Genomic DNA, 22780 nt, shown 5'->3' with positions numbered 1-22780 from the left:
GCGAACTCCTCTCCACACCGACAGTTCTCCGATGGTTGCATATCCTAGTAACTGAGGTCCAGCCCGACTCAGGTTAGGGTTACCTCATGGGCTATTCCAGAGCACGCGTTGCCGACGTCGCCGACCTGACGCCCAATCTGCGTCGCATCGTCTTCGACGTGAACGATCTGCCAGGACTCGGCTTGCCCGGCGGCGCCGACGAAGCCGTGGGCATCTACTTCCCACACGACCCCGAGCGTGTCACACCGGATATGGAATGTCGCGACGGCACGTGGGCCTATTACGACACCGACCCGGCGCCCGACGGCCGCAACTACTCGATCCGCTCGGTCGACCACTCCGCCGGCACCATGGTCGTCGACTTCGTCATCCATGCCGCCGGCCCTGCAACGCTGTGGGCCCAGCGCGCCGAAGCGGGGCACGACGTGGTGATGACGCACGCGCGGTGCTGGTACGCACCACCCGCCGGCGTCGAACGCCTGATCCTCGCCGCCGATCTGGCCGGACTCCCCGCCCTGGCCCGAATCCTCGACGAACTGCCGTCGACCGACGGTGTCACCGCCGTGGTCGAGGTGCCCGCCCCGACCGAACTGGCCTATCTGCCCGAGCGCGACGTCGAGCTGATCACGCTGGTCGGCGGCAACTCCCGCACGCCGAGCCGTCTCGCGGACACGGTCTGCGGACTCACCCTGCCGACCTCGGGCGCATACTGTTGGTTCGCCGGCGAGGCGGCGGAGTCGCGTGCGATCCGCAAGCACCTGCGCGGCAATCTTCGCTGGGACCGCCGGTCGTACGACGTCATCGGCTACTGGCGTGTCGACGCCGAGCGATGGACGCAGGCCTATGTGGAGCGGGGCGCGGAACTGTTCGCCGTCTATCGCCAGGCGCTCGACGACGGCAAGAGCGAGAAGCAGGCGTCGGAAGAGTTCGACGAGGCGCTCGAGCGGGCCGGCCTCTAGTACTCGGCGACCATGCCCTTGTCGGGGGCACGATACATCGTCCATAGGAACCGGGGTATCGCCCGCGGGGGCAGCGGCGACGGCCAGTCCCGTGCGCGCATCAAGGCTTCGGTGCCGCCGTCGACGGTGACGACCGCGCCGGCCATGAAGTCCGCCGCCGGTGACAGCATCAGCATGACCCAGGCGGCGAGCTGGTCAGGAGTTCCGTACTCGCGCACCGGAACCGGAAACGACTTCACGTGCCCGGCCTGCGGACCGTCGAGTTGCGACTGCAACAGCGGCGTCATGACCGGCCCGGGAGCGAGGACGTTGACCCGGATGCCCTCACCGGCCCATTCGGTCGCCGTCCCGTGCAGGCGGCACCACTGCGTGACCGCGATCTTCGACGACGCGTACGCCACCGGGCCCGTGACGCCGCGCCGGCGTCGGATCACCTGGACGGCCCCCTCGGGGTCGCCATCCAGCAGGCGTCGGATGGCGGATTTGGGGACCAGCGGCGTGACCGTCGTCGAATTCGAACCGAAGACAACCACTTTCGCCTTCGCCCCAGCGGCCAGCGCCGGACGCCAGGCGGTCAGCAGTTCGGTCACCCCGAACACGTTGACCTCGACGATCATCCGCTCCCGTCCCGGCCGCGGGGCCCATGCCCGCGGCCAGCACGGCCCCGTCGAGTTGCCCGCCGGATCGGGCGAGGACCTCGTCGGCCGCGCGGCGTCGGCCCTCGGGTGTCGACAGATCGGCGACGACGTCGGCATCGCGCTGATCGACCCCGATCACGGTGTGACCGTCCGCGCGCAAGGCGGCGGCCACCGACGCACCCATCCCCGACGCCGAGCCCGTCACCACGTATGTGCCGGCCGAGGTCACGCCAATCCCCTTTTCCCGCGGTCGGATTCATCGGCCGCACCGTGCCGGTGCTGGGTCCGCTCGTAGGCGTCGTTGAAGGCACGCAGCTCGTGGAGCAGGGCCTGCGGCGAGCCCGGGGCCAGATCGGCGAAGACCTGCTCGAGCCGTTCGGCACGCAGCAGGCCGTCGCGCCGGAACGCCTCTCGCCCGGCCTCGGTCGGGCGGATCATCTTCGACAGCGAGTCCTCGACCTCGAACCGCTCGACGTAGCCGTGTTTGATGGCTGCGTTGACCTGCCGGTTGACCGTCGACTGCTCGAGCTGGAGGTCGGCGGTCAGCTCCCGCAACGTCCGCGGCCGACCGTCGGAGAGAATCCAGAGGATCGCGAAGGCCGAGCGTTCCAGGCCGACGGCGGGATGCACCAGGCTGCGACGTCGCGACATCCGCAGCAACTCCTGCGCCAGGTCACGATGCACCGGCGACTGCCAGGGCGCATGGTCCTCCGACATCTCTCCTCCATCTGTCGACATGGACAACCTACTGTCCGATTTGCTTGTGTACATTACATATGTATGCTGCATACCTCGAAGGAGGTCTCCCCATGAGCCAAGTACGAGGTTCCGCGCCCGAGCTGACCGACGACGCGTCCGACGCGGTCGAGAAGGCACCCGCCGGCGCGATCGGCAGCGTCGTGGTGTTGTGTTTCGGCGGCCTGGTCGCCTCGCTGATGCAGACGCTGATCATCCCGATCCAGCCCGACCTGCCCCGTCTGCTCGGGACATCGATCGGCAACGCATCGTGGATCATCACCGCGACCCTGCTCGCCGCCGCCGTGGCCATGCCGATCGCCGGACGCCTCGGCGACATGTTCGGCAAGCAGCGGGTCCTCCTGGTGAGTGCGGTACTGCTCACGGTCGGTTCGCTGATCTGCGCGCTGGGCGACTCGCTCATCCCGCTGATCATCGGACGCGGCGTGCAGGGTCTGGCCATGGGATTCATCCCCGTCGGTATGAGCCTCATCCGTGAGATCACTCCGCCCCGGATCACCTCGATGGCCGTCGCCGCAATGAGTGCCACGCTCGGCGTCGGCGGTGCGATCGGCCTACCGCTGGCGGCCTGGATCGTGCAGACCTGGGATTGGCACGCCCTGTTCTACGTGGCAGCCGGTCTCGGCGTCCTCGTCACGGTCGCGGTCCTCGTTCTGGTCCCGCGCGTGAACGACGCCGCGGGCGGCCGCATCGACATCCCCGGCGCGATCGGGTTGGCCGTGGGACTGTCCGCCTTCCTCATCGCCGTCTCGAAGGCCAACGACTGGGGTTGGACGTCCGGCGCCACACTGGGACTCGGTATCGGCGGAATTCTGGTGTTGATCGGATGGGGATTCTTCGAACTGCGACAGCGTGAGCCGCTCGTCGACCTGCGCACCACCGCACGGCCCGCCGTCCTGCTGACCAACATCGCCGCCGCGGCGATCGGCTTCGGCATGATGGCCCAGTCCATCGTGCTGCCGATGCTGCTGCGCCTCCCGGAGGCCACCGGTTATGGTCTGGGACAGTCGCTTCTGGCCGCGGGCCTGTGGATGGCGCCCGGCGGACTGATGATGATGATCTTCGCGCCCATCTCGGGCATCCTCATCAACCGGATCGGCGCCAAGATCACCCTGGCGATCGGCGCCGCCATCCTGGGATGCGGCTACCTGCTCGCCTTCTTCCTCATGGACGCGGCCTGGAAGCTGATGCTGGCCTCGATCGTGTGTGCTATCGGTGTGGGTGTCGGCTACGCGGCGATGCCGACCCTGATCATGGGTTCGGTCCCGGCCACCGAGGCCGGCGCCGCCGTGGGACTCAACGGACTCATGCGTTCGCTGGGCACCACCGTCGCCTCCGCCGTGATGGCACTGATCCTGGCCAGTGCCACGATCTCGCTCGGCGGCACCGAGGTGCCCGACCAGTCGACGTTCACCTGGTGCTTCCTCGTTGCCGCGGCCGCCGCCTTCGTCGGCATGGCGATCACACTGACCATCCCCTCGCGTCGCGGATCGTCGAATGTGCCGGAGGAGCAACCGCTTCCGGCTCGGGGCTGATCCAGATCCGGGTTGCGGTCATCGCCCAGATCAGGGACGCAGGGGCGGGAAATACGACTCGGCACCCAGTGCGCGAACGTCGTCGAGCCATCCCGAACCGTAGGCCTCGACGGTCCGCACCGAATCCGGCTCCTCCAGATTCCAGGCCTGTCGTTTGTAGGTCCAGTTCGTTGGTTGCAGACGGTGCGCCGCGCGCCAGTGATCGATCGACGCTCCGTGGTCGCCCTGCCGGTGAAAGTACTCACCGAGCTCGAAATGGGCAGCGGCCAGCGATTCGTTCGCGGACCGCGGCTGTGATCGCTCGATGACCTGATCGGGATCGAGGACATAGCGACTGGTGGCACCGTGTGCTGCCCAGTCACGGACCATGGCCGGGTAGAGCGCGTAATCGATCCTCATCTTGGCGATCTCCGACCTGACCGCGCGGTGGTCCGCAGGCATCTCGTCGAGCGATTGTGCGGCGACCTCGGAACTCTCGTGCGGATTCTCGAGCCAGGCCGGCTCAGCCGGTCGGACGATCACCCCCTGCTCGTCGACCCACATCGCGTTGGGGACGTTGGTGACACCGAAACGAGCTCCCAGGATGTGGGTCCGGTCGATCAGTGCCGGGTGTGACGGAGCGGCCTTCTCGATCCACGGACGCGCTGCCTCGGCGCCGCCGGTGTCGAGGGCAACCGTCACCACCTCGACTCCGGACGGATGCAGTTCGTCACGGAGCTCCCGCCACAGGCGCAGGTCTTCCCGACACCCACACCACGATGCCCACGCCACCAGGACGGTCTTCTGGCCCAGCAGGGAGTCAAGTCGAAAGAGGGTCCCGTTGAGTTGCGGCAGTTCCAATTCCGGAGCCACCGCCGTCGTAAGCGACCGGCCCGTGATCGTCGATTCCGGGCCCAGTGCCCATACATCAACCCGTTCGTCCTTCACCAGACCCATCCCGAGCCGCTCGGCGATGGAAACGATGTCCACATCGGCCGAGTCGCCATCACTCGAGTTGAGCAGGGGCACACACACTTCACCTTTGCAGGCGCCCTGGGGCTTGAGCGCCCAGCCGGTGCCCTGCATAAACATGTCGGCGTCGATGTCCAGAGAAGTCAGGATCATCGCCCGGCCTCCACGGTCGTGTCTGTGATCCCCATGAGTTGTTGCATCCGCTCGGGATCGACGCCGATCCGGTGCGACAAGGAGAGGGCATCCCAATACTCCCGCCAGTTGACGATGAGTCCATCGTCATCGATCTCGAAGATCGCCAACAGCGGGTTGTGCACGCGAACGTTGTTGTGCAGCATCGTGACATGGTCGATCCGCTCGGTGATGACGTAGCGGTCGTCCGACACGACCGTAAGGACCTCGCACACGCAGTCCTTGTAGTCGTCGGCTTGACGGGCGAGCTCCCCGGCGATGGCATCACGCCCCTGGATCGCCTGCCGCGCAGGCACGCCGACCTGATACCAGGCATCCTCGCGGAACAACGCGGTCACCCGTTCCAGATTCGGCCGGAAGTCGCCCAGGTCGAGGATGCGCAGGACCTCGCGAACCGGCGCCTCTTGCTTCGAACCCATGTGGTCCCTCTCTCTCCATCGCTTGCATGTGATCACGGTCATATCATGTATATCACTGTCAGAAATGATCTGGTGTGAACCGGACCGTCATCGACGGTGGCCTCGATTCCGCACTGATGAGCCGTAATAGAGCGCCAAAACGCTTGCATCAGGAATTCAGCATGTCAGAATCGAGACTCACCGTCGTTTGAAGCGACCCTCGGCGAGCAACGTAGAGGCCGTCGGCCTGGATCAAGGGCGTACGTCGACAGCCGAACGGTCGAGGAAGTCCGCCAGGCCGGCAGAGAAGACGTCATTGTCGTCTCCTGCGACCATGTGGCCCGCCTCGCGGACGTCGACCACCTCGAGATGCGGGATCAGAACCCGCATCTCTGCGACTCCCGCGTCGGAGACGACGTCCGACATCCGTCCCCGGACGAGCAGGAACGGGCAGGTGACGTCTCGGGCGGCGGCTCGCGAACGCTCATAGACAACTTGGCTGTTCGGGTGCTCGGGACTGTCGGCAGAGTCTTCGACATCGAGACTGCGAGGGTCCCAGTGCCAATGCCACCGCTCCCCTCGTAGCCTCAGGTTCTTCTTCAGGCCCTCGAGACTGCCGGACCGGCGGCGCCGCGGGTTGTACGCGGCGATCGCCTCCGATGCCTGCTCCAGGCTGTCGAAGCCGTCGGGCGCACTCCGCATGAAGTCACGGACCCGCGCACTACCGGACTCCTCGATCTTCGCGGCCACGTCGACCAGGACCAGCGCCTGCGCGAGTCCCCTGTTCTCACCGGCTGCGATCAGCGAGACAATGCCCCCCAGAGACGCTCCCACCAGCGACAACGGTTGTCCGGGTTCGCGGCGACGAATCTCGGATGTCAGGGACATCAGGTCATCGAGGTGCCCCGACAGACCATAATTGCCGTCGGGCGCCCAATCGCTGTCGCCGTGACCCCGGAGATCCACGGCGTAGGTCGTCCATCCCAGAATCGCAAGTCGTTCGCCGGCCGTACGCCAGGAATGCCGAGTCTGCCCGCCGCCGTGCAACAGCACGACGACGCCGCGGGAATCACCACCGGCCCACCGGTCGGCGGCCAACTCGAGTCCTCCGCCGGGAAGTGTCACCCGGTCGTGCGAGACCTTGTCGGTAGCCATGGCACCCCCTTCATCTGGTGCGATCCGTCGTCGCCCGCATCGATCAAGCACCATCGTGCCAGCCGCAGCCGAGATTCGCACAACCATGGATTTTGTTGCACACGAACACGATACGATCCTACTGCCCTAGAGTCAGGAGAAACATGGCTGCCCTCGACCTGGTCCTCGTCGAACATTCCGGTTCCACGTGCACCGTCACACTGAATCGTCCCGAAGCACGTAACGCCCTGTCGCAGGACCTCAACCGGGAACTCATGGCCGCTGTTGCCGACGCGGACGACGACCCCGGCGTGGCGGTCATCCTGCTCACCGGCGCGGGCGGTTCGTTCTGCGCCGGCATGGATCTCAAAGAGCTGTCCGCCAGGGGTTTCTCCGGGAGCGAGAAGACCGAGAACTGCATCGACCGCGTCGCCGTGTGCGCCACGCCGGTCATCGGCCTCGTAGACGGGCCGGCGGTCACGGGTGGATTCGAACTCGCGCTCGCATGCGACTTTCTCATCGCGTCGACCACCGCGCGGTTCGCCGACACCCACTCTCGCATCGGGATCGTCCCCGGCGGTGGGTTGACCGGCCGTCTTGCCGAAGCCGTCGGAGTTCGGCGAGCCCGGCACCTCAGTGCCACCGGGCAGTATCTCGATTCCGCCACCGCCCTGGCCTGGGGACTGGTGAACCAGGTGGTCGAGCCGACCGCATTGCACGACCGCGGACTGGCCGTCGCCGAAGCCTTCACCGCAGCCGATTCGGCCACACTGCAACAGATCTGGTCGCTCTACGACGGGCTGTCCGACGACGGGATCGTCGAGGCCCTCACCCGGGAGGCCGAGACCAACCGGGCCTGGACCGCCGAGGTGGCCGCCGTCGCCCAGTCGACGGCATCAGTCCTCGAGCACGGCCGTTCGCAGACAGCACACGACGGGCGCTGACGACTCTCGGGTCAGCGCCCGCGTGGGCTGTCGTGCAGTACCGTCGGTCACACGACCTGGTTGTCGGACTCTCTGTCCCGTTGCCCGACAAGGACTACATGCTGGTGGGGCCCCCGGGAACTTCAGGAGCGACCCGGCATCGCCACGCAGTTGCTGGCCTGTGACATAACGGGATTCGTCGGACGCGAAGAAGAGCACGGCATTGGAGATGTCCACGGTGTCCACATACGGGATGGGCATTGCCTGGAACGTCGCGAAGGCGGGCTCGACCTCTTCGCGCGTCGGATGTTCCAGATCCGGGCGGAACACCGAATACAGACCATCGTTGTGCAACAGATGAGTGTCGACGTTGGTCGGATGGATGACGTTCACGCGGATGAACTCCGAGGCCAAGTGCAGTGCGAGCTGCTCGGAATAACCGACCAGGGTCTTCTTGGACCACCCGTACCCGGCCGAGCCGGGCCCCATCGCCGGATTGTCCGTCGTGTTCGGCAACATCGCCGCCGTCGATCCGGTGATCACGACCGATGCATACGAGCCCAGGTGCGGCATCGACACCGCGACAGTGTTCATCACACCGACGAGGTCGACGTCGACGGCATCGACGAAATCTGACGCGTGCGGGTCACCCATGGCCATCGGCAGTATTCCGGCGTTGGCGACCACGATGTCGAGATGGCCGAGCGAAGCCAGTCCCTCGTCGAGCGCCGACTTCAGTTGAGCGCGGTTGCGCACGTCGGCCTTGACGGGCACGATTCGACGGTCGAGTTTCTCTCAGACCGCGGTGAGGACGACCTGTTCACCCAAGCTGTTGACCCAGAGCCTCTTCGGTGCCGGCTGGACCGCTGACCGTGTGGGCCGAATCTGATGAGGCCCGACCGGACCGACTACTGGCGGAGGCGTTCGCTCTGGTACGCAACGGCTTCACGAGCGCCTGATCCCGCGCCCGCCGAGCGGCCTCCTCGTGGGCACGTCAATCCCACATCAGTCCGCCGTCGATCAGCAGGGTGTGTCCGGTGACGAACCCCGCCTCGTCCGACAAGAGATAGGCGACCGCCGCCGCAACCTCTTCGGGCTTGCCCATGCGACCCACCGGAATGAGATCGGCCCACTTCTCCTGCTGGTCGGCGCCGAAGGCGATGATCCCTTCGGTCAGGATCGTGCCGGGACCGACCGCGTTCACCTGGATGTTCCGACGCGCGTACTGCAGCGCGGCGTTCTTGGTGAGTCCGACGACGCCGTGCTTGGCGGCGGTGTAGGCAGCCATACCAGGAGCATTCTTGGCGCCCGCGTTCGATGCCATGTTGACGATCTTGCCGTGCCCGGCGCCGACCATGTGAGCGAGTTCGCCACGCATGCACAGGAACGTGCCTCGGAGGTCGACGCCCATCACCGAATCCCACTCGGCGATCGACAACTCGTGCAGATCACCGGGAGTGTGCGCTATCCCCGCATTGTTCACCGCGAGATCGAGTCCCCCGAGGTATTCGACGGATCGCGAGATCAACGCCTCGACGCTGTCGGCATCGGAGACATCCGCCTGGATGAACGTCGCCTTCCCCCCGGCCGCGCGGATGCTGTCCACGGTCGTGGCACCACCTTCGTCACTGATGTCCGAGACCACCACGTTCGCACCGTCTTTCGCGAGGCGAAGTGCGATCGCGCGTCCCAGACCGGACCCCGCTCCGGTGACCAGGGCACCGGAATTCTCCAATGTCATCAGTTATCTCCTCGCTCGACTTCGCCGGCACCGGTCACGACCGACCGGATGGCAACCGGACGAACAGTGCTCGTGCCTCGGCGCACACTACGTCCCCGTCGAGCAGCGCGCCGCGCACGAAGGTCTTGCGCCCCTCGATGCTGTCGATGGTCGCGGTCACCCGGAGTTCACGGCAGACGGGGGTGGCGCTGCGATAATCGACTTTGAGGAACGCGGTACGCGAGTCCGGCTGTCCCTTGCGACTCACGAACATTCCCAGGACATCGTCGAACAGGAGGGTGATCACTCCGCCGTGGACCGTGTCGGTGCTGCCCATGTGGGCGAAACCGAACGTCACCGAACCGAGCATGGAGTCGTCGGAGGTGTCGGTCGACTCATAGGGCACGAGGATCGGGTGCCCGAGGCCCTGCATGCCCAGTTCTCTGGCCGTGCGCTGCCCTTCGGCCACCTCGAAGTGCCGGAGCCGATCGGTCAGATCCTCGATCGCCGCGGTCATCTCCGCTGCCGCCTCGTGCGGTGGGGCCACCAGACACAAAGTCGCCTGTAGGTCTCGAAAGGCTTCGATCATGCCCACGAATGCGTCGATGTCGTGGGCCTGTACGTGGGTCATGATTCGGACTCCTTACGCCGGGAACGCGTGCCGCTGCACGAGCCCTTCGCTCAGCACGCTGAGGTCGGTCTGGAAATCGGTGAAACTGCGGCTGGTCGGTTCGATGGTGATCCACGTGACGCCGGCATCTTCGTACGCGGCCAGTTCGGGCCCGACGGCGGCTACGAAAGCTGCGGCTCCGTCCCTGCGCAGCACTTCTTTCTCGAAAGGCACGAACGAGACATCGACGTCGGGTTTTCCTGCTGATGCTCGGAACCTGTTCAGTTCGCCGATCTGCGTGCGAAGGGCCCCGATGTCCTCCAGGGGTGGCGTCCTCGTGATCGCGGCCGTCGACGCCTGCTGTGCGATCGGCATCCAGCCGTCGGCCTTGTCGATCACCCGTCGCCGAGCGGCGCGGCTGTTTCCCCCGATCCAGATCGGCGGACCACCGTCGGTTTGTGGTAGTGGCAGGGCGATGTGTCCCGCCGCGCCGTACGCCGGACCCTCGTGCTCCTCACCACGCCAGGTCGCCCGCATGGCATCGATGGCCTCGTCGAAGAGCTTGCCCCGGCCGCTGAAGTCGGCCCGGAGCGCGTCGAACTCGGTCTCGAGGTAACCGGCACCGAGTCCCAGTGTGACCCGCCCGCCCGATAAAAGGTCCAGACTGGCAACGGCTTTGGCGCCGAGATACGGGCTGCGATATCCGACGACCATCGCGTAGGTGAGCAGACGGATACGGCTGGTCGCCTCGGCGGCCACCGCCAACGACACGAACGGGTCGAACGCGTGATGACCACCTCGAGCCAGCCACTCACGGTCGGGGTAGGGGTGCTCGCTCATCGAGAAGCCGTCGAATCCGGCCTCCTCGCAGCACTTGGCCACCTCTCCGAGGCTGCCGTCTCCGATCCACTCGCGATAGTGTTTTACCGCCCGCATGGGGAACATCAGGTTGAACTTCAACGCCATCTCACACCCTCCGCCATGTCACACCTTCATCTGAAGAGTTCCCGTGCGACCACCAAGCGCTGGACCTCGGTGGCGCCTTCCCCGAGACGCTTCACTCGCAGGTCACGAAACCACCGCTCGAGTGGCAACTCATCGGAGAGCCCGAGCGCACCATGAACCTGGATGCAGGTGTCGATGACCTTGTAGGCCGCCTCCGTGCCGTACATCTTGGCGATGGAGGCGTCGACCTTGACGTCTCGGCCCAGATCGGCATTCCACGCCGCCTGATACATCAGCAACCGGGCAGCACGCAGTTCCACCTCGGCGTCGACGAGCATCCAGGCGACTCCCTGCTTGTCGGACAACCTGCCACCGAAGACCTCTCGGCCCTTGGCCCACCGACACGCCGAGTTCAGTGCTTCCTGCGCGATTCCGATCGGGCCGGCGGCGTACAGGATTCGGCTGTAGACGAGGAAGTCGCTGGCGAGTGCGAACCCACCACCCTCGGCACCGATGCGATTCGCCGCGGGCACCCGCACGTTGTCGAAGTGGAGTTCGTAAGGCGCGAACGACGCCATCACCCCTATCCGGTTGAACGTCAGCCCAGGGGTGCCCCTCTCCACGATAAAACACGAGATCCCGGCACGGCCTTCGCCGGTCCGTGCGTACACCACTCCCCAGTCCGCCCCCTCGGCATGGGAGGTCCACATCTTGCTGCCGTCGAGAACGTACTCATCACCGTCGCGGACCGCTCGAAGGGTGATCGCGCGGGCCGGGTCGGACCCACCTGACGCCTCGCTGATGGCGGTGTAGGCCTTGGTCATCCGGCCGTCGAGGATCGGCTGTGCGAATCTCTGGAACTGCTCGGGCGACGCCTTGAACATGATATTGGGAGGATTGCCGCCGAAGGCGCCGAGCGCTGGGAAGAACGCTCCCATACGGCATTTGGACGCCTCCTCGGCCACCACCACCTGACCGAGCACGCTGAGGCCGGCGCCGCCATACATCTCTGGAGTCTGCAGAGCCCACAGCCCCAGACGACGAGCTTTGTCCTGCAGCGGGATCAGCTGATCTCGCGAAAGCCCGGCGGTGTCATGGGGAAGCGTTGCCTCGAGAGGATGAACCTCGCGCTGCATGAACCGGCGAACCGTCTCACGAAGCATCCGCAACTCGTCGGGCAGTTCCCAGGATCCGAGCGGCGGACCTCCGGCCCCGGTCTCGGTTTCGATTTCCACAGTCACGGATGGCCTCAGACCTTCTGACCGAAACGGTGGTCCTTGGCGCTTTGCAGTTGAGGCACGTGGTTGGCGTCGTACTGCTCAATCCATTCTGCAGGAAGCTTGCCCCACGCCTCACCGATCTTGATCCGCTGCGCCTCGCTGAACACCTCGGAGGCGACCACGTCGCCGACGAAGATGGTGCTCTCCTGCACGTCGAGCGAGCCGATCACCCGGCATTCGACGTAGCTGTGGGCATCGAGGAGGATCGGTGCGCCCGTGACACCTTCTTTGGTCCGGAGTTTGCCGATCTTGTCGCCGTCCCGACCCGAGCTTCCGCCCAGGGTCATCAGGATCTCTATCGAAGCATCGACTTCGTCGTCACCGGCGCTGAGCATATGCATCGCAAAAACGCCGGAACTCAGCAGCATGTCATGCGTCATGTTGTACTTGGTCAGACTCACGGTCGCCCGCGGAGCATCCGGGATGATACTGGCGGCGCCGGCTGACAGCGACATCAGGCCGTTGGCGAAGCCCCCATCGATGGTGGTGATGGCGACTGGGAACGGCCGGAGTCCGCTGAGAACTTTGTTCGCAGCATCGGTGTCTACGGTCATGACTTTCCTTTGTTCGATTCGGGGAAGGACTACCTGTTCGCCGGCGCCGGGACGTCGATGACGACCGCACCGGCCTGACCACCACCCGCGCACATCGCGGCGACGCCGTAACCGCCTCCGCGACGGCGCAGTTCGTTGATGAGCGAGAGAATCATCCGCGCACCCGACGCCGCCACCGGATGACCGATGGAACACCCGCTGCCCAGAACGTTGACGATGTCGGCGCTGATACCGAGCTTCTTGCACGCCGCGACGGGGACGGCCGCGAATGCCTCGTTGATCTCCCACAGCGCGACGTCCGCCACGCCGATTCCGGCGCGGTCCAAGACCTTCGGGATGACGTCGAGCACGGCGAGACCGGTGTGGGCCGGATCGATACCCGTTGCCGCCCAGGCCTTCACCGAGGCCAGCACCTCCAGGCCCTCGTCGGCCGCGAGGTCGGAGCCGACCACCAGGACAGCGGCTGCGGCGTCGTTGATCCCGCTCGAGTTCCCCGCGGTGATGGAGAAGCCCTCGATCTCGGGGTGAAGTGGTTTGAGACCGGCCAGCCGCTCTGCGGTGGTGTCACGACGGGGATGCTCGTCCGTGGCGAACTCGACGAACGTCCCGTCCTGCTGCCGTGCCGACACCGGAACGATCTCGTCGACGAAAGCGCCCGAATCGATCGCCGCGATGGCACGCTCATGCGACCGCAACGCCCACGCATCCATCTCCTCACGGGTCAGGTCGAGTTCGGCGGCGGTGTTCCAGCCGACCGTGATCGACATGTCCATGTTCGGCGCCTCGGCGCTGTCCGGGTGGGTCGGCGGCATCCATTTCTGGGTGAACTCGTCCACGGTGCCGGGGGTCCGGAAGGACTGCATCGGACTGGTGGAGATGGACTGGGTGCCCCCTGCGATGATCGCCCGCTCTGCACCGGAGATGACCTGTGCTGCGGCGTTTCCCACCGCGGTCAGGCTTCCCGCGCAGTGCCGGTTGACGGCCTGCCCGGGGACCCGGGTCATTCCGGTGACCACTGCCGCGTGCCGCGCGACATCACCTCCGCCGTAGTTCGATTCGGCGAGGATGATGTCGTCGATCTGCGTGGGGGCCAGGCCTGATCGTTTCTGGACCTCTGCGACAACCACCTCGGCGAGTTCCATCGCCGTGGTGTCACGCAGGGTCCCTTTGAACGACGTGCCGACGGGCGTGCGTGCTCCGGCGACGATGACGGCTTCGATTGTTGACATGGCTGAATCTTTCGTTCGGTGTGCGCGGCCTCAGCCGAGCGTGAAGGGGTCGCGAGTGGCGCCGCTGAGTTCTACCCAGACGGCCTTGGTCTCGGTGAAGTCCGCGACGGCGTCGATACCGTTCTCACGGCCGATACCGCTCGCGCCGACTCCGCCGAACGGTACGTGCGGAGCGACCGTGCGATACGCGTTGATCCAGATCGTGCCCGCTCGCAGTTTGGCCGCCACCCGATGGGCGCGGTGCACGTCTTTGGTCCAGACCGAGCCGGCCAGACCGAATTCCGTGGAGTTGGCCGACGCGATCGCCTCGGCCTCGTCGGCGAATGTCGACACCGTCAGGACCGGTCCGAAGATCTCCTCGGAGACGGCTCGCATGTCCGCGGTGACGCCGGTCAGGACCGTCGGCTTCACGAAATAGCCACCCAGTTCCCCGGCCGGCACCCCGCCGTAGGCGATGGTGGCGCCCTCTTCGCGTGCAGCAGCGAAGTGCGACAGCACTTTTTGGTACTGCGGCTCGTTGGAGACCGGGCCCATCTCGGTCCGGGGATCCTTCGGGTCGCCCAGGATGATGGTCGAGGCGCGTGCGACGACCTTTGCGATCAGGTCGTCGGCGACGCTCTCGTGCACCAGCAACCGCGACCCGGCCAGGCAGGTCTGTCCGGTCGCGGCGAAGATGCCCGAGATCACCCCGTTGGACGCGGCGTCGAGATCCGCGTCGGGAAACACGACCTGAGCCGACTTCCCACCGAGCTCCAGGGTGAACCGGGTCATGTTCGCCACGGCGGCCTGACCGACGCGGATCCCGGTACCGGTGGAACCGGTGAACGCTATCTTGTCCACACCGGGATGGGAAGCCAGCGCGGCCCCGGTCTCGGGACCCCAACCGGTGACGACGTTGACGACGCCGGGCGGGAAACCGGCTTCCGCGAACAGCTTCGCGAACGCCAGCGTGGACGCGGGGGTGTGGTCGCTGGGCTTGATCACGAACGTGCACCCCGCGGCCAGTCCCGCCGCCAGCTTCCACGCCAGCAACAGCAGCGGGGAGTTCCACGGCGTGATCGCCCCGACCACACCGACCGGCTCATGGGTGGTGTACACGAGGAAGTTCGGCTTGTCGGTGGGGATGACGCTGCCTTCGAGCTTGTCCGCCATACCCGCGTAGTAGTAGAAGTACTCGGGGAGTCCGCGCATCTGCCCGGACATCTCGCGCAGGAGCTTACCGCCGTCGCGCACCTCCAGCTCGGCCAGTTCGTCGGCGTCGCGGGTGATGAGCTCGGCGAGTCGCCAGAGCAGCTTGCCACGAGCTGTGGCGGTCAGCTCGCCCCACGGGCCCGACAGCGCATCACGAGCGGCCTGCACCGCACGGTCGATGTCGACGGCTCCGGCGTCGGGCACCCGAATCCAGGGCCGGCCGGTGAACGGGTCGATGCTCTCGTAAGTCTTGCCGGACTCGGCCGTGACCTCCTCGCCTCCGATGAGCAATGGAACGGTCGCGATCTGTTCGGTGAGTTGGTCAGTGGTCACTTGCACTCCTAAACGAACCTGTCGGGTGTCAGCGGAATCGGGGCTCACGCCTGTTCTTCCGTGAGTCGCTGCGTCCCGATCCCGGGTTGCCGATCTGCGTGTACGACAGGCCGGTGCGAAGCGCGGTGGTCGGGGTCATGTCAAGGGACTCCCAGATCGCCCGAACCGTTCCCTGGATGGCTTCCGGTCGCCGGCCGGCAATTTCGGATGCCAGCTGTTGCGCGCGTTCGCGGAGGGAGTCGCGTGTGGTGATCTCACTGACGAGTCCGGTCCGCAGCGCGGTCTGGGCGGTGATCCGCTCGTCGCTTCCGACCAGGGCCCAGCGCAAGACGTCGCCCAGCGGAACACCGCGGGACAGCATGCCCATCGGCTCCAGCGCGGACACGATCCCGGCATTGGCATGGGGATCGAAGAAGTTGGTGTCCTCGCTGCAGATGACGATGTCGGACTGATTGACGAGATACATCGCTCCACCGGCAACCATCCCGTGCAGGGCGCAGACCACCGGCTTCCACACCCGGTGGTGCTTGGGCCCCAGCAGCACGCCGGGATCCTCCTGGTTGAACCGGTTGACATGAGTCCACCACGGGCCTTCGCCGACGTCGACGCCGGTACAGAAGGCCCGGTCGCCGTTTGCCTGTAGCACCGCGACATGGATGTCGTCGTCATCGCGGACACGCCCCCAGATCTCGGCGATCTCGCCGGTCATCACCTCGTTGAAGCAGTTGAGCCGGTCCGGACGATTGAGCGTGATCGTCGCGACATGGTCGTCGATCTCGAATTCCACGGTGCTATAGCTGTTCTCAGACGTCATGGTGGACACCGTTCTGCACCGGGGACGCGAGGAGTTCCTCACGTAGCTGCGACTTGTTGATCTTGCCGAGGGAATTGCGTGGGATCTGAGCGATCACTTCGATCTGTTCCGGGTATCTGCGTTTGTTCAGGGTGGTCGTCGCCAGGTACTCGTGCAGCGATCCGAGGTCGGGTGGTGCGCTCGAGTCGGACGGGACCACGACGGCACACACACGCTCGCCCGTTTCCTCATCGGGCATACCGATCACCGAGAGGTCGGCGATCGCAGGATGGTCGATCAGGGCCTCCTCGACCTCGCGTGCGGAGATGTTCTCCATCTTGCGGATGATGATGTCTTTGATCCGTCCCGTCACCGCGAGACGGCCCGCCGCGTTCAGGAATCCGAGATCCCCCGTGCGGAAGTACCCCTGCTCGTCGAGCGCGGACGCGTCCAGCGCCGAATCCACATAACCCTTGAAGAGTTGTGGCCCGAGTACTCGTATCTCCCCGACCTCACCGGTCGGCAACCCCGATCCGTCCGGCCCGACGATCCGTACCCGGCCGCCCGAGCCCGGCGTGCCCTCGAAACGCGCGTGTTCGTCGGCGGTGTCGTCGGGGCTCCCCCAGGTGAGGTACGGGCATTCGGTCATCCCGTAGCCGGAGATGATGCCGACGCCCCCCAGATGTTCCGCCGCGGCCCGGCTGAGGTCGACCGGCCGGCCCGAGCCGCCTCCCAGAGTTGCCCGCGCGTTCGGGAACAGCGGCGCGGTACCGCGTTCGTGCGCGATGCGCAGATACTCCGTGGTGAAGGGCAGGCCCGAACCGATGAGCGTCGCGCGCTCGGCTATCAACTGATCCGCATTGTGCTCGGGGACGAATGCCGACGCCGTGATGAGAGTGTGCCCGACCAACAGACTGCTCAGGACGTGGGCGATGCCGCCGACATGGGTGATCGGGATGTACGCCGCACAACGCTCATCGGCCGTGACCTGGACATTCGTGACGAATGTCTTTGCCGCGGAGATCAATCCGGAGTCCGAGTGCTTGACTCCCTTGGGCGCGGCGGTCGTTCCGGACGTGTAGAAGATCCAGCTCACCGCGTCATCGTCACGGTCTGTTCGGGTCGGCAGTTGCGTGGCGTCCCCGCTGATCCATTCGTCTGTCACGACCAGGATCCGAAGCCGCTCGTTTCGACCGGCGATCGCGGACGCCATCGCGGCGTGATCGAACCCGCGGAAGTTGTCGGGCACGATGAGAAGTGAGGCGCCGACCTGCTCGGTGATGAATGCGACCTCACTCTCCCGCAACATCGGGATGATGGGATTCTGCACCGCGCCGATCCGCGCCAGGGCCAACGACAGCGCCATCGCCTCGATGCTGGTCGGCAGTTGCCACGACACCACGTCGCCTGCCTGGACACCCTGCTCGTGGAGCGCGGCCGCGGTGGACTCGGCGAGGTCCACGAGGGCTGAGAAGGTGACCCGGCGGCCGTGCTCGTCAGTTGCGAACTCACGGTTCGGACTCAGGCGAGCACGTTCGATCAGGAGATCCCAGTAGTTGGCAGCCCCCGCGACACCGACGACCGGTGTGCGCTGCGGAGTGGTCACACCGGCCCCTGCGACGTCGAGACCGTATCCTGCGACGCCACCAGGGAACCGGCGACCTCGCGCTTGAGGATCTTGCCTGCGGGCCCGAGGGGGAGTTCGGACCAGAACTCGAAACGTCGCGGCTGTTTGTAACCCGCCAGTTCGGCGCGGCACAGCGCGGTCAGTTCGGTCCTGAGGGCATCCTCGTCGATCGTCCCCTTCGGAACCACGACCGCAACCGGCGTCTCGCCCCACTCCGGATCGGAGACTCCCACCACGGCGACCATGTCCACCGCCGGGTGGTGACCGATCACCCGTTCGATCTCGGCCGGGTAGACGTTGAATCCGCCCGAGATGATCATGTCGGTCTTGCGGCCGGTGACGTGCAGGTAACGCTCGGCGTCGAGGTACCCGAGGTCGCCCGACCACAACCCGGTGCGGCGGAACGTCTGCCTGGTCTGATCCGAGCGATTCCAATAGCCGACGGCATTGGCCTCGCTCACGATCACGATCTCGCCGACCTCACCGGTCGGTAGCTCATTGCCGTCCGCGTCGACGATCCGGATCGAGCACATCGGGGTCTCCTGGCCGCACGACGTCAGGATGCTCGTCTTGCCCGCCACCATGTCGCGATGGTCCTGGGGGGTGAGGATCGTCGCCTGGCCGCCGCATTCGGTCAGGCCGTAGCGCTGCTGCAGGTCACATCCGAGCAGATCCATCGCCCTTTTCGCGAGCCCGGGCGGCACCGGTGCCGAGCCGTAGCTGATGCGGCGCAGGCTCGACATGTCGCGGGCCGCACCCTCTTCCAGTATTCGCAGAGTGCGCTGCAGCATGGTGGGGATGAACGTGGTGAACGTGACGCCACTGCGCTCGATCTCGTCGATGACCGCCTCGGGATCGAATCGCTTGTGGATGATCATGGTCTGCCCCAGATACGTCCACGTCAGGGTGCGCACCATCCCGCCGGCGGTGAAGAAGGGTGTCGTCGCCAGGAAGATGTCGCTGCGGTTGGCCTCGGTCACCAGTGTGGTGTCGACGGCCTGCGCGAGCATGCCACGATGCGTGTTGATGACGCCCTTCGACCGGCCGGTGGTGCCGCTCGTGTACAAGATGAACTGGATGTCGTCCGGGCGCAACGACTTCGGTGTCGGATCGTGGGCGGCGGCCGCCCCCAGCGCCGCCTCGTACTCGTTCCCCACCGTGTCGCCACCGATCTCGAGGACCACCGCCAGGTCGCTCAACTCGGAACCGAAGCGGTCGACCTGATCGGTGTGGACCACCGCCGCGGTGGCACCGGAATCGTCACGCACGTGCGCCAGTTCGTCCGGTGCGAGCCGGATGTTCACCGGGACGGTGACCAGGCCCGCCTTCGCGAACGCGAAGGTGATCTCCGGCCACTCGATACAGTTGCGCGCGATGACGATCACCCGATCGCCCTTGCGGAGCCCGGCGGCCAACATGTGATTGGCCAGCCGGCGGGCCCGCTCGTCCACCTCGGCCCAGGTATGGGTCCGCCCTGATTCGACGATCGCGGGCTTGTTCGGGTATCGGCGCGCGTTGTTCTTCGAGATGTCACCTACAAGCACGTTGCCTCACAGGTACTTCGGCGCGAAGGACTGAGCCTCCGCGAGACTGGGATGGGGAAATGGAGATCCGACGGCGTCAGATCAGGAAGGCGAGAGTGTCGACTGGTCCCCCGGCACTGATCAAGTGGACAGTCTTGCCCGCGAGCTTGAGTCCATCGGGGTGCCGGCGGACCTTGTGGATGACCCTCCCAGCCCACACACGCTGGGTGTGACGATATTCGAACAGGGCGAAATTCGATCCCACCGTGACCGTGTCGTCGGTGGTGTCGAGGACCTCGGAATTGGTCAGCAGACGCCGCATCACCGACGGCGGGGTCTGCGAGTGTCGATTGCCGGTGTTCAACTGTGCTACTCGGCTTTTGATCCGGCGACGGTTGTCATAGATGTACGCCAGGTTGGTTGCCGGGTCGTCGTCGGGGTGCATCGGCACCCAGTACAGCGCGTCGTCGTCCCACAGCAATTCCCACTCCGAGTAGCGTGCCTCGTCGGCCAGCCTGGCCTCGAGGGACAGGAAACTCGCGATCTCCGGGGACGGCGCCGGCAGCGGCTGCAGTGCCGAAGACAGTACGTCGGTCTCGTCGAGTGTGCTCATCGGTTGATCTCCTGTCCCACGACATCTGCCCACTGACGGTAGAAACCGCGCTGAGGTGTCTCGGCGCTCTTGTCGCTGTTGACGATGCCGGTCTCGTCGGTCACATCGGTTTCCAGGCCACGTGACAACCGCAGCCATTCCGGATCCCTGGCCGCCAGTCCCGCTTGATTGCGCATWCCGATCTCGCCGTCGTCGGCGATCAGGAATCCGGCTGGGCCCATGGCGCCCTCGGACCGGCGGAGTGTACGCAGATTGAGTTCATCCTGTCCCGGGATCAGCGCCGCGGTGGTGTACGCGATCGTCTCGTCGGGGCCGATCGGCTCGACGTACATGACGTTCATCTCGGCGAGGAACAGGTTGGGCCAGATCAGGGTGTGCGGCGGTCCGACCACCAACGAATCGTGCGCCTTCTCCTCGCCGTACTTCTTCTCCAGCGCAGCAACGTACTTCGGTAATTTGGTCCGGGGTATCCGGCCGTACCAGATGAACTCCTCGTCCAGCTTTCGATACTCCGCCGAGTAGTCGATCTCGGAATGTCCGTCACCGATGTCGCGGACCACGACGTCGGTCTTGGATGGGATGTGCGAGACCTTCGCGGGTCGAATAGCGTCATAGACCGATGCGTGGGTGAACAATGCGTGATAGCCATCGACGTTGTTCTCCACCACCATCTTCCAGTTGGCGTGGTGCAGATGCTTCATCCAGTTGGCGCGCAGGTCGATCGTCCCGGTCGGCGACAGGTTGAGCAGGCGATCGAAGGCGGCGACGGCACCCCCGAGATGTTCGGTGAGCGATGGACCGTCGGCAGCCAGGGAAGCGAAGATGAACCCGCCGTAACTGTCCACCCTGGGCGCTTCGGCCATCCCGAGCTCGGACCGGACCGCGCGGAATGCCTCGCCGTAGCCCTCTTTCATCGGAACCGCGGTCAGCGAACCCGTGTTGCTGAAGGTCCAGCCGTGGTAGGGGCACCGAAAGGCGTTGGCGTTGCCCTTCTCGGCATTGCACAGCTTGTTCGCCCGGTGCGAGCACCGGTTGAGCAGCACCCGGATCTCTCCGTCCTTGCCGTGCGCGACGACGACCGGCTCGCTGCCGATCCGGCGGGTCAGGTAGTCACCGGGCTCACTGACCTCACTGTCATGGGCAACATAGACCCATCCGGTCCGGAAGATGGTGTCCATCTCGCGCTGGAAGATCTCCGGTGACGTGTAGACAGAACCGTGTACGCGATCGTCCTGGACGATCTTCGACACGTCGAAGTCGTCGGCCGTGCCGTGTTTCGACTCAGCGGTTGTCATCTGGGGCCTCCGTATCGGTGGTGTTCCTGGGCTGCGCGGCCGGGATCGCTACTCCGGCCAAGTTTCTGAAGCCGATGTCGACCACGTCACCGATCTGCGGCGAATCGGCCTGCCAGTCGACCGTTGTCATGATGAGGCGATGTCCGCCCGTGAGTTCGATGTCGACGATCGGATAGGGACCGGTCGTTGCAACCAATCCCGGTTCGAGGCGGTGCATGGTGGTCGACGAGTGCACGACCCCGGTCGGAACTGTTTCGGCCCAGTCGATCCGGCCGGATCCGCAACGGTCGCAGACGTGTTGTTCGAGATCGAGTGGGATCGCGCACCGAGCACAGAACGGGAGCACCAGGACGCCGCGCGCGGCCCCGGCGTAGAGGGGTTCCAACGGGTCACCCGCCACCGCCGGCGCAAGGCTGTCATCGAGCAGCCAGTCATCGACGACGGTCATGCTGCACGTTCCAGGACCAGCGCGGCGTGGTGATCCAGTCGACCACCGATCCCGCCGACGAGTGCTGTTGTCGCATCGGGTACCTGGCGCGCGTCGCCGTCGCCGCGGAGCTGAACGAGTGCCTCGGCCAGCGGGGTCATCCCCTGGAGATAGAACCCGGACAACTGCCCTCCGCCGGTGTTCGTCGGCAGGTTCCCTCCGCGCCCGGTGTGGCCTTCGCGGACGAACTGTCCCGCCGGGGCTCCACGGGTGAGCGCGTACTCTTCCAGCAGAATCAACGTGACGACCGAGAACGGATCGTAGAGCTGGACGGTGTCCACATCGTCGCGCGTCATGCCGGCGGCGTTCAGTGCATCGTCGACACAGCGCCTGCCCCCGCCGAACCAAGACTCGGCCCCGGCCCGCCGATGCCGGATCGGATGGTCGCGCCCGGTTCCGCGGATGTTCACCCGCACAGCGTGTCCGACCGCCGGGTCTGCGCTGACGATGACCGCGACCGCGCCATTGACCGGGCGTGCGCAATCGAGGCGCCGCAGCGGCTCGGAGATCATCGGGCTGTCGAAGTAACCCTGGGCATCGAGGGGGGCGCGGACCACCGCATCCGGGTTGTCCACCGCCCACGCACGCGCTGTGGTCGCCACCGCACAGAGATCTTCCGGTGTACCCGCGTTGACGTGCAACCACCGCTGTGTGAGAAGGGCGTAGGTCGGAACGGACCCGAGGACGCCGCCGGCGCGCTCCAGTCCCCGAGAACCGGAGTGGCCGCCGCTGTGTGCATAGGTCGAGCCGGCGGCCTTTCCGGCGACGAGCGGCGCGTCGGCGAAGACGCACATCACCACTCGCGCGCTGCCGCTCTCCACAGCGAACTGGGCACGCTGGATCATCGCGATCGTGGTGGCCCCCTTGATCTCCACATGCTCGAGCAGGCGGAGGCCGGAGAAACCACCCGAGGACGCGAATCCGACCCCGAGTCGGTCCGGGCGTACACCCTGCGACGAACCGACGAGCAATCCGTCGATGTCGGTGATCTCGATCCCCGCGTCTGCCAACGCATTCCGGCTCGCCTGACACGCCAGCTCGAGCGGACTGTCCCCCGGGCGCAAAGACATCGGGGTCATCCCCAGGCCCACGAT

General features: G+C 65.8%; 21 protein-coding genes and 2 pseudogenes. 3 read left to right on the top strand and 20 right to left on the bottom strand.

What is annotated here, in order from left to right; all coding sequences use genetic code 11:
- The first annotated feature begins 86 nt into the window (after positions 1-86).
- Entirely contained in the window at positions 87-959 is an 873-nt protein-coding gene (locus A9310_RS23165) for a siderophore-interacting protein (RefSeq protein WP_058249747.1), read from the top strand.
- Here the strand turns inward: A9310_RS23165 and A9310_RS23160 are convergent.
- Both A9310_RS23160 and A9310_RS23155 read right to left on the bottom strand, forming a co-directional pair.
- Positions 956-1781, bottom strand: a pseudogene (locus tag A9310_RS23160) (SDR family oxidoreductase). The gene A9310_RS23165 and the pseudogene A9310_RS23160 overlap by 4 nt on opposite strands.
- Before the next feature lie 41 nt (positions 1782-1822).
- Positions 1823-2314: a MarR family winged helix-turn-helix transcriptional regulator gene (locus A9310_RS23155; protein WP_065632565.1), complete on the bottom strand. Its 492-nt coding sequence runs from the start codon at positions 2312-2314 to the stop codon at positions 1823-1825.
- A 92-nt stretch (positions 2315-2406) separates the two neighbouring features.
- Between A9310_RS23155 and A9310_RS23150 the strand changes: the two genes are divergently transcribed.
- Positions 2407-3888 carry an MFS transporter gene (locus tag A9310_RS23150; protein ID WP_065632564.1) on the top strand — a complete coding sequence of 494 codons (1482 nt, stop codon included), beginning with the start codon at positions 2407-2409 and terminating at the stop codon, positions 3886-3888.
- A gap of 30 nt (positions 3889-3918) precedes the next feature.
- On the opposite strand, the gene A9310_RS23145 is transcribed toward A9310_RS23150, so the two are convergent.
- The 3 genes from A9310_RS23145 to A9310_RS23135 form a co-directional block, all read right to left on the bottom strand.
- Entirely contained in the window at positions 3919-4992 is a 1074-nt protein-coding gene (locus A9310_RS23145; RefSeq protein WP_065632563.1) for a ResA-like WAxxUGC motif-containing protein, read from the bottom strand.
- Positions 4989-5450, bottom strand: a complete 462-nt coding sequence (locus A9310_RS23140) for a limonene-1,2-epoxide hydrolase family protein (RefSeq protein ID WP_065632562.1) — start codon at positions 5448-5450, stop codon at positions 4989-4991. Before A9310_RS23140 ends, A9310_RS23145 begins: the two co-directional genes overlap by 4 nt.
- Before the next feature lie 231 nt (positions 5451-5681).
- Complete coding sequence (locus A9310_RS23135; protein WP_065632561.1) at positions 5682-6584, bottom strand: alpha/beta fold hydrolase; 903 nt, start codon at positions 6582-6584, stop codon at positions 5682-5684.
- 143 nt (positions 6585-6727) lie between these two features.
- On the opposite strand from A9310_RS23135, the gene A9310_RS23130 reads away from it, so the two are divergent.
- The gene (locus A9310_RS23130; RefSeq protein ID WP_065632560.1) at positions 6728-7507 is read left to right on the top strand and encodes an enoyl-CoA hydratase; all 780 of its coding nucleotides are present in this window, start codon (positions 6728-6730) and stop codon (positions 7505-7507) included.
- Positions 7508-7621: 114 nt separating this feature from the next.
- Here A9310_RS23130 and A9310_RS23125 read toward each other — a convergent pair.
- The 15 genes and pseudogenes from A9310_RS23125 to A9310_RS23055 form a co-directional block, all read right to left on the bottom strand.
- Positions 7622-8281: pseudogene (locus tag A9310_RS23125) on the bottom strand (SDR family oxidoreductase); the annotation flags it as partial.
- 199 nt (positions 8282-8480) lie between these two features.
- Positions 8481-9227, bottom strand: coding sequence for an SDR family NAD(P)-dependent oxidoreductase (locus A9310_RS23120; protein ID WP_065632559.1), 747 nt, complete (start codon positions 9225-9227; stop codon positions 8481-8483).
- Between the two features lie 34 nt (positions 9228-9261).
- Positions 9262-9837 carry a PaaI family thioesterase gene (locus tag A9310_RS23115; RefSeq protein WP_065632558.1) on the bottom strand — a complete coding sequence of 192 codons (576 nt, stop codon included), beginning with the start codon at positions 9835-9837 and terminating at the stop codon, positions 9262-9264.
- Positions 9838-9849: 12 nt separating this feature from the next.
- Entirely contained in the window at positions 9850-10782 is a 933-nt protein-coding gene (locus A9310_RS23110) for an LLM class F420-dependent oxidoreductase (RefSeq protein WP_065632557.1), read from the bottom strand.
- Positions 10783-10808: 26 nt separating this feature from the next.
- Positions 10809-11924 (bottom strand): acyl-CoA dehydrogenase family protein, encoded by a 1116-nt coding sequence (locus tag A9310_RS23105; RefSeq protein WP_065632612.1) that lies wholly within the window; start codon positions 11922-11924, stop codon positions 10809-10811.
- Between the two features lie 86 nt (positions 11925-12010).
- Positions 12011-12595: a flavin reductase family protein gene (locus A9310_RS23100; RefSeq protein WP_065632556.1), complete on the bottom strand. Its 585-nt coding sequence runs from the start codon at positions 12593-12595 to the stop codon at positions 12011-12013.
- A gap of 29 nt (positions 12596-12624) precedes the next feature.
- Positions 12625-13824, bottom strand: a complete 1200-nt coding sequence (locus tag A9310_RS23095; RefSeq protein WP_065632555.1) for a thiolase family protein — start codon at positions 13822-13824, stop codon at positions 12625-12627.
- A 30-nt stretch (positions 13825-13854) separates the two neighbouring features.
- On the bottom strand, positions 13855-15348 hold the full coding sequence (locus A9310_RS23090; RefSeq protein ID WP_065632554.1) for an aldehyde dehydrogenase: 1494 nt from the start codon (positions 15346-15348) through the stop codon (positions 13855-13857).
- A gap of 28 nt (positions 15349-15376) precedes the next feature.
- Positions 15377-16162, bottom strand: coding sequence for an enoyl-CoA hydratase/isomerase family protein (locus A9310_RS23085; protein WP_065632553.1), 786 nt, complete (start codon positions 16160-16162; stop codon positions 15377-15379).
- Positions 16152-17747, bottom strand: coding sequence for a class I adenylate-forming enzyme family protein (locus A9310_RS23080; protein ID WP_065632552.1), 1596 nt, complete (start codon positions 17745-17747; stop codon positions 16152-16154). The genes A9310_RS23085 and A9310_RS23080 overlap by 11 nt, the downstream gene beginning before the upstream one ends.
- Positions 17744-19312 carry a class I adenylate-forming enzyme family protein gene (locus A9310_RS23075; protein ID WP_065632551.1) on the bottom strand — a complete coding sequence of 523 codons (1569 nt, stop codon included), beginning with the start codon at positions 19310-19312 and terminating at the stop codon, positions 17744-17746. Before A9310_RS23075 ends, A9310_RS23080 begins: the two co-directional genes overlap by 4 nt.
- A gap of 76 nt (positions 19313-19388) precedes the next feature.
- On the bottom strand, positions 19389-19904 hold the full coding sequence (locus A9310_RS23070; RefSeq protein WP_065632550.1) for an aromatic-ring-hydroxylating dioxygenase subunit beta: 516 nt from the start codon (positions 19902-19904) through the stop codon (positions 19389-19391).
- The gene (locus A9310_RS23065) at positions 19901-21199 is read right to left on the bottom strand and encodes a Rieske 2Fe-2S domain-containing protein (RefSeq protein ID WP_065632549.1); all 1299 of its coding nucleotides are present in this window, start codon (positions 21197-21199) and stop codon (positions 19901-19903) included. The genes A9310_RS23070 and A9310_RS23065 overlap by 4 nt, the downstream gene beginning before the upstream one ends.
- Entirely contained in the window at positions 21186-21647 is a 462-nt protein-coding gene (locus tag A9310_RS23060; RefSeq protein WP_065632548.1) for a Zn-ribbon domain-containing OB-fold protein, read from the bottom strand. The genes A9310_RS23065 and A9310_RS23060 overlap by 14 nt, the downstream gene beginning before the upstream one ends.
- Complete coding sequence (locus tag A9310_RS23055; RefSeq protein WP_065632611.1) at positions 21644-22765, bottom strand: thiolase family protein; 1122 nt, start codon at positions 22763-22765, stop codon at positions 21644-21646. The genes A9310_RS23060 and A9310_RS23055 overlap by 4 nt, the downstream gene beginning before the upstream one ends.
- Positions 22766-22780: the final 15 nt, after the last annotated feature.

The organism is Gordonia sp. UCD-TK1 (assembly GCF_001691435.1).
Taxonomy (GTDB): domain Bacteria; phylum Actinomycetota; class Actinomycetes; order Mycobacteriales; family Mycobacteriaceae; genus Gordonia; species Gordonia hongkongensis.
The sequence above is the reverse complement of the archived record's forward strand: the minus strand, read 5'-3'. Positions and strand labels throughout refer to the sequence as shown.

Bases quoted from the DNA above. Each gene is read 5' to 3' on its own strand.
- A9310_RS23155 (WP_065632565.1), bottom strand. From the start codon at position 2,314: ATGTCGGAGGACCATGCGCCCTGGCAGTCGCCGGTGCATCGTGACCTG.
- A9310_RS23165 (WP_058249747.1), top strand. From the start codon at position 87: ATGGGCTATTCCAGAGCACGCGTTGCCGACGTCGCCGACCTGACGCCC.
- A9310_RS23070 (WP_065632550.1), bottom strand. From the start codon at position 19,904: ATGAGCACACTCGACGAGACCGACGTACTGTCTTCGGCACTGCAGCCG.
- A9310_RS23060 (WP_065632548.1), bottom strand. From the start codon at position 21,647: ATGACCGTCGTCGATGACTGGCTGCTCGATGACAGCCTTGCGCCGGCG.
- A9310_RS23095 (WP_065632555.1), bottom strand. From the start codon at position 13,824: ATGTCAACAATCGAAGCCGTCATCGTCGCCGGAGCACGCACGCCCGTC.
- A9310_RS23105 (WP_065632612.1), bottom strand. From the start codon at position 11,924: ATGCTTCGTGAGACGGTTCGCCGGTTCATGCAGCGCGAGGTTCATCCT.
- A9310_RS23150 (WP_065632564.1), top strand. From the start codon at position 2,407: ATGAGCCAAGTACGAGGTTCCGCGCCCGAGCTGACCGACGACGCGTCC.
- A9310_RS23120 (WP_065632559.1), bottom strand. From the start codon at position 9,227: ATGACATTGGAGAATTCCGGTGCCCTGGTCACCGGAGCGGGGTCCGGT.
- A9310_RS23085 (WP_065632553.1), bottom strand. From the start codon at position 16,162: ATGACGTCTGAGAACAGCTATAGCACCGTGGAATTCGAGATCGACGAC.
- A9310_RS23055 (WP_065632611.1), bottom strand. From the start codon at position 22,765: ATGACCCCGATGTCTTTGCGCCCGGGGGACAGTCCGCTCGAGCTGGCG.
- A9310_RS23135 (WP_065632561.1), bottom strand. From the start codon at position 6,584: ATGGCTACCGACAAGGTCTCGCACGACCGGGTGACACTTCCCGGCGGA.
- A9310_RS23145 (WP_065632563.1), bottom strand. From the start codon at position 4,992: ATGATCCTGACTTCTCTGGACATCGACGCCGACATGTTTATGCAGGGC.
- A9310_RS23100 (WP_065632556.1), bottom strand. From the start codon at position 12,595: ATGACCGTAGACACCGATGCTGCGAACAAAGTTCTCAGCGGACTCCGG.
- A9310_RS23140 (WP_065632562.1), bottom strand. From the start codon at position 5,450: ATGGGTTCGAAGCAAGAGGCGCCGGTTCGCGAGGTCCTGCGCATCCTC.
- A9310_RS23115 (WP_065632558.1), bottom strand. From the start codon at position 9,837: ATGACCCACGTACAGGCCCACGACATCGACGCATTCGTGGGCATGATC.
- A9310_RS23130 (WP_065632560.1), top strand. From the start codon at position 6,728: ATGGCTGCCCTCGACCTGGTCCTCGTCGAACATTCCGGTTCCACGTGC.
- A9310_RS23110 (WP_065632557.1), bottom strand. From the start codon at position 10,782: ATGGCGTTGAAGTTCAACCTGATGTTCCCCATGCGGGCGGTAAAACAC.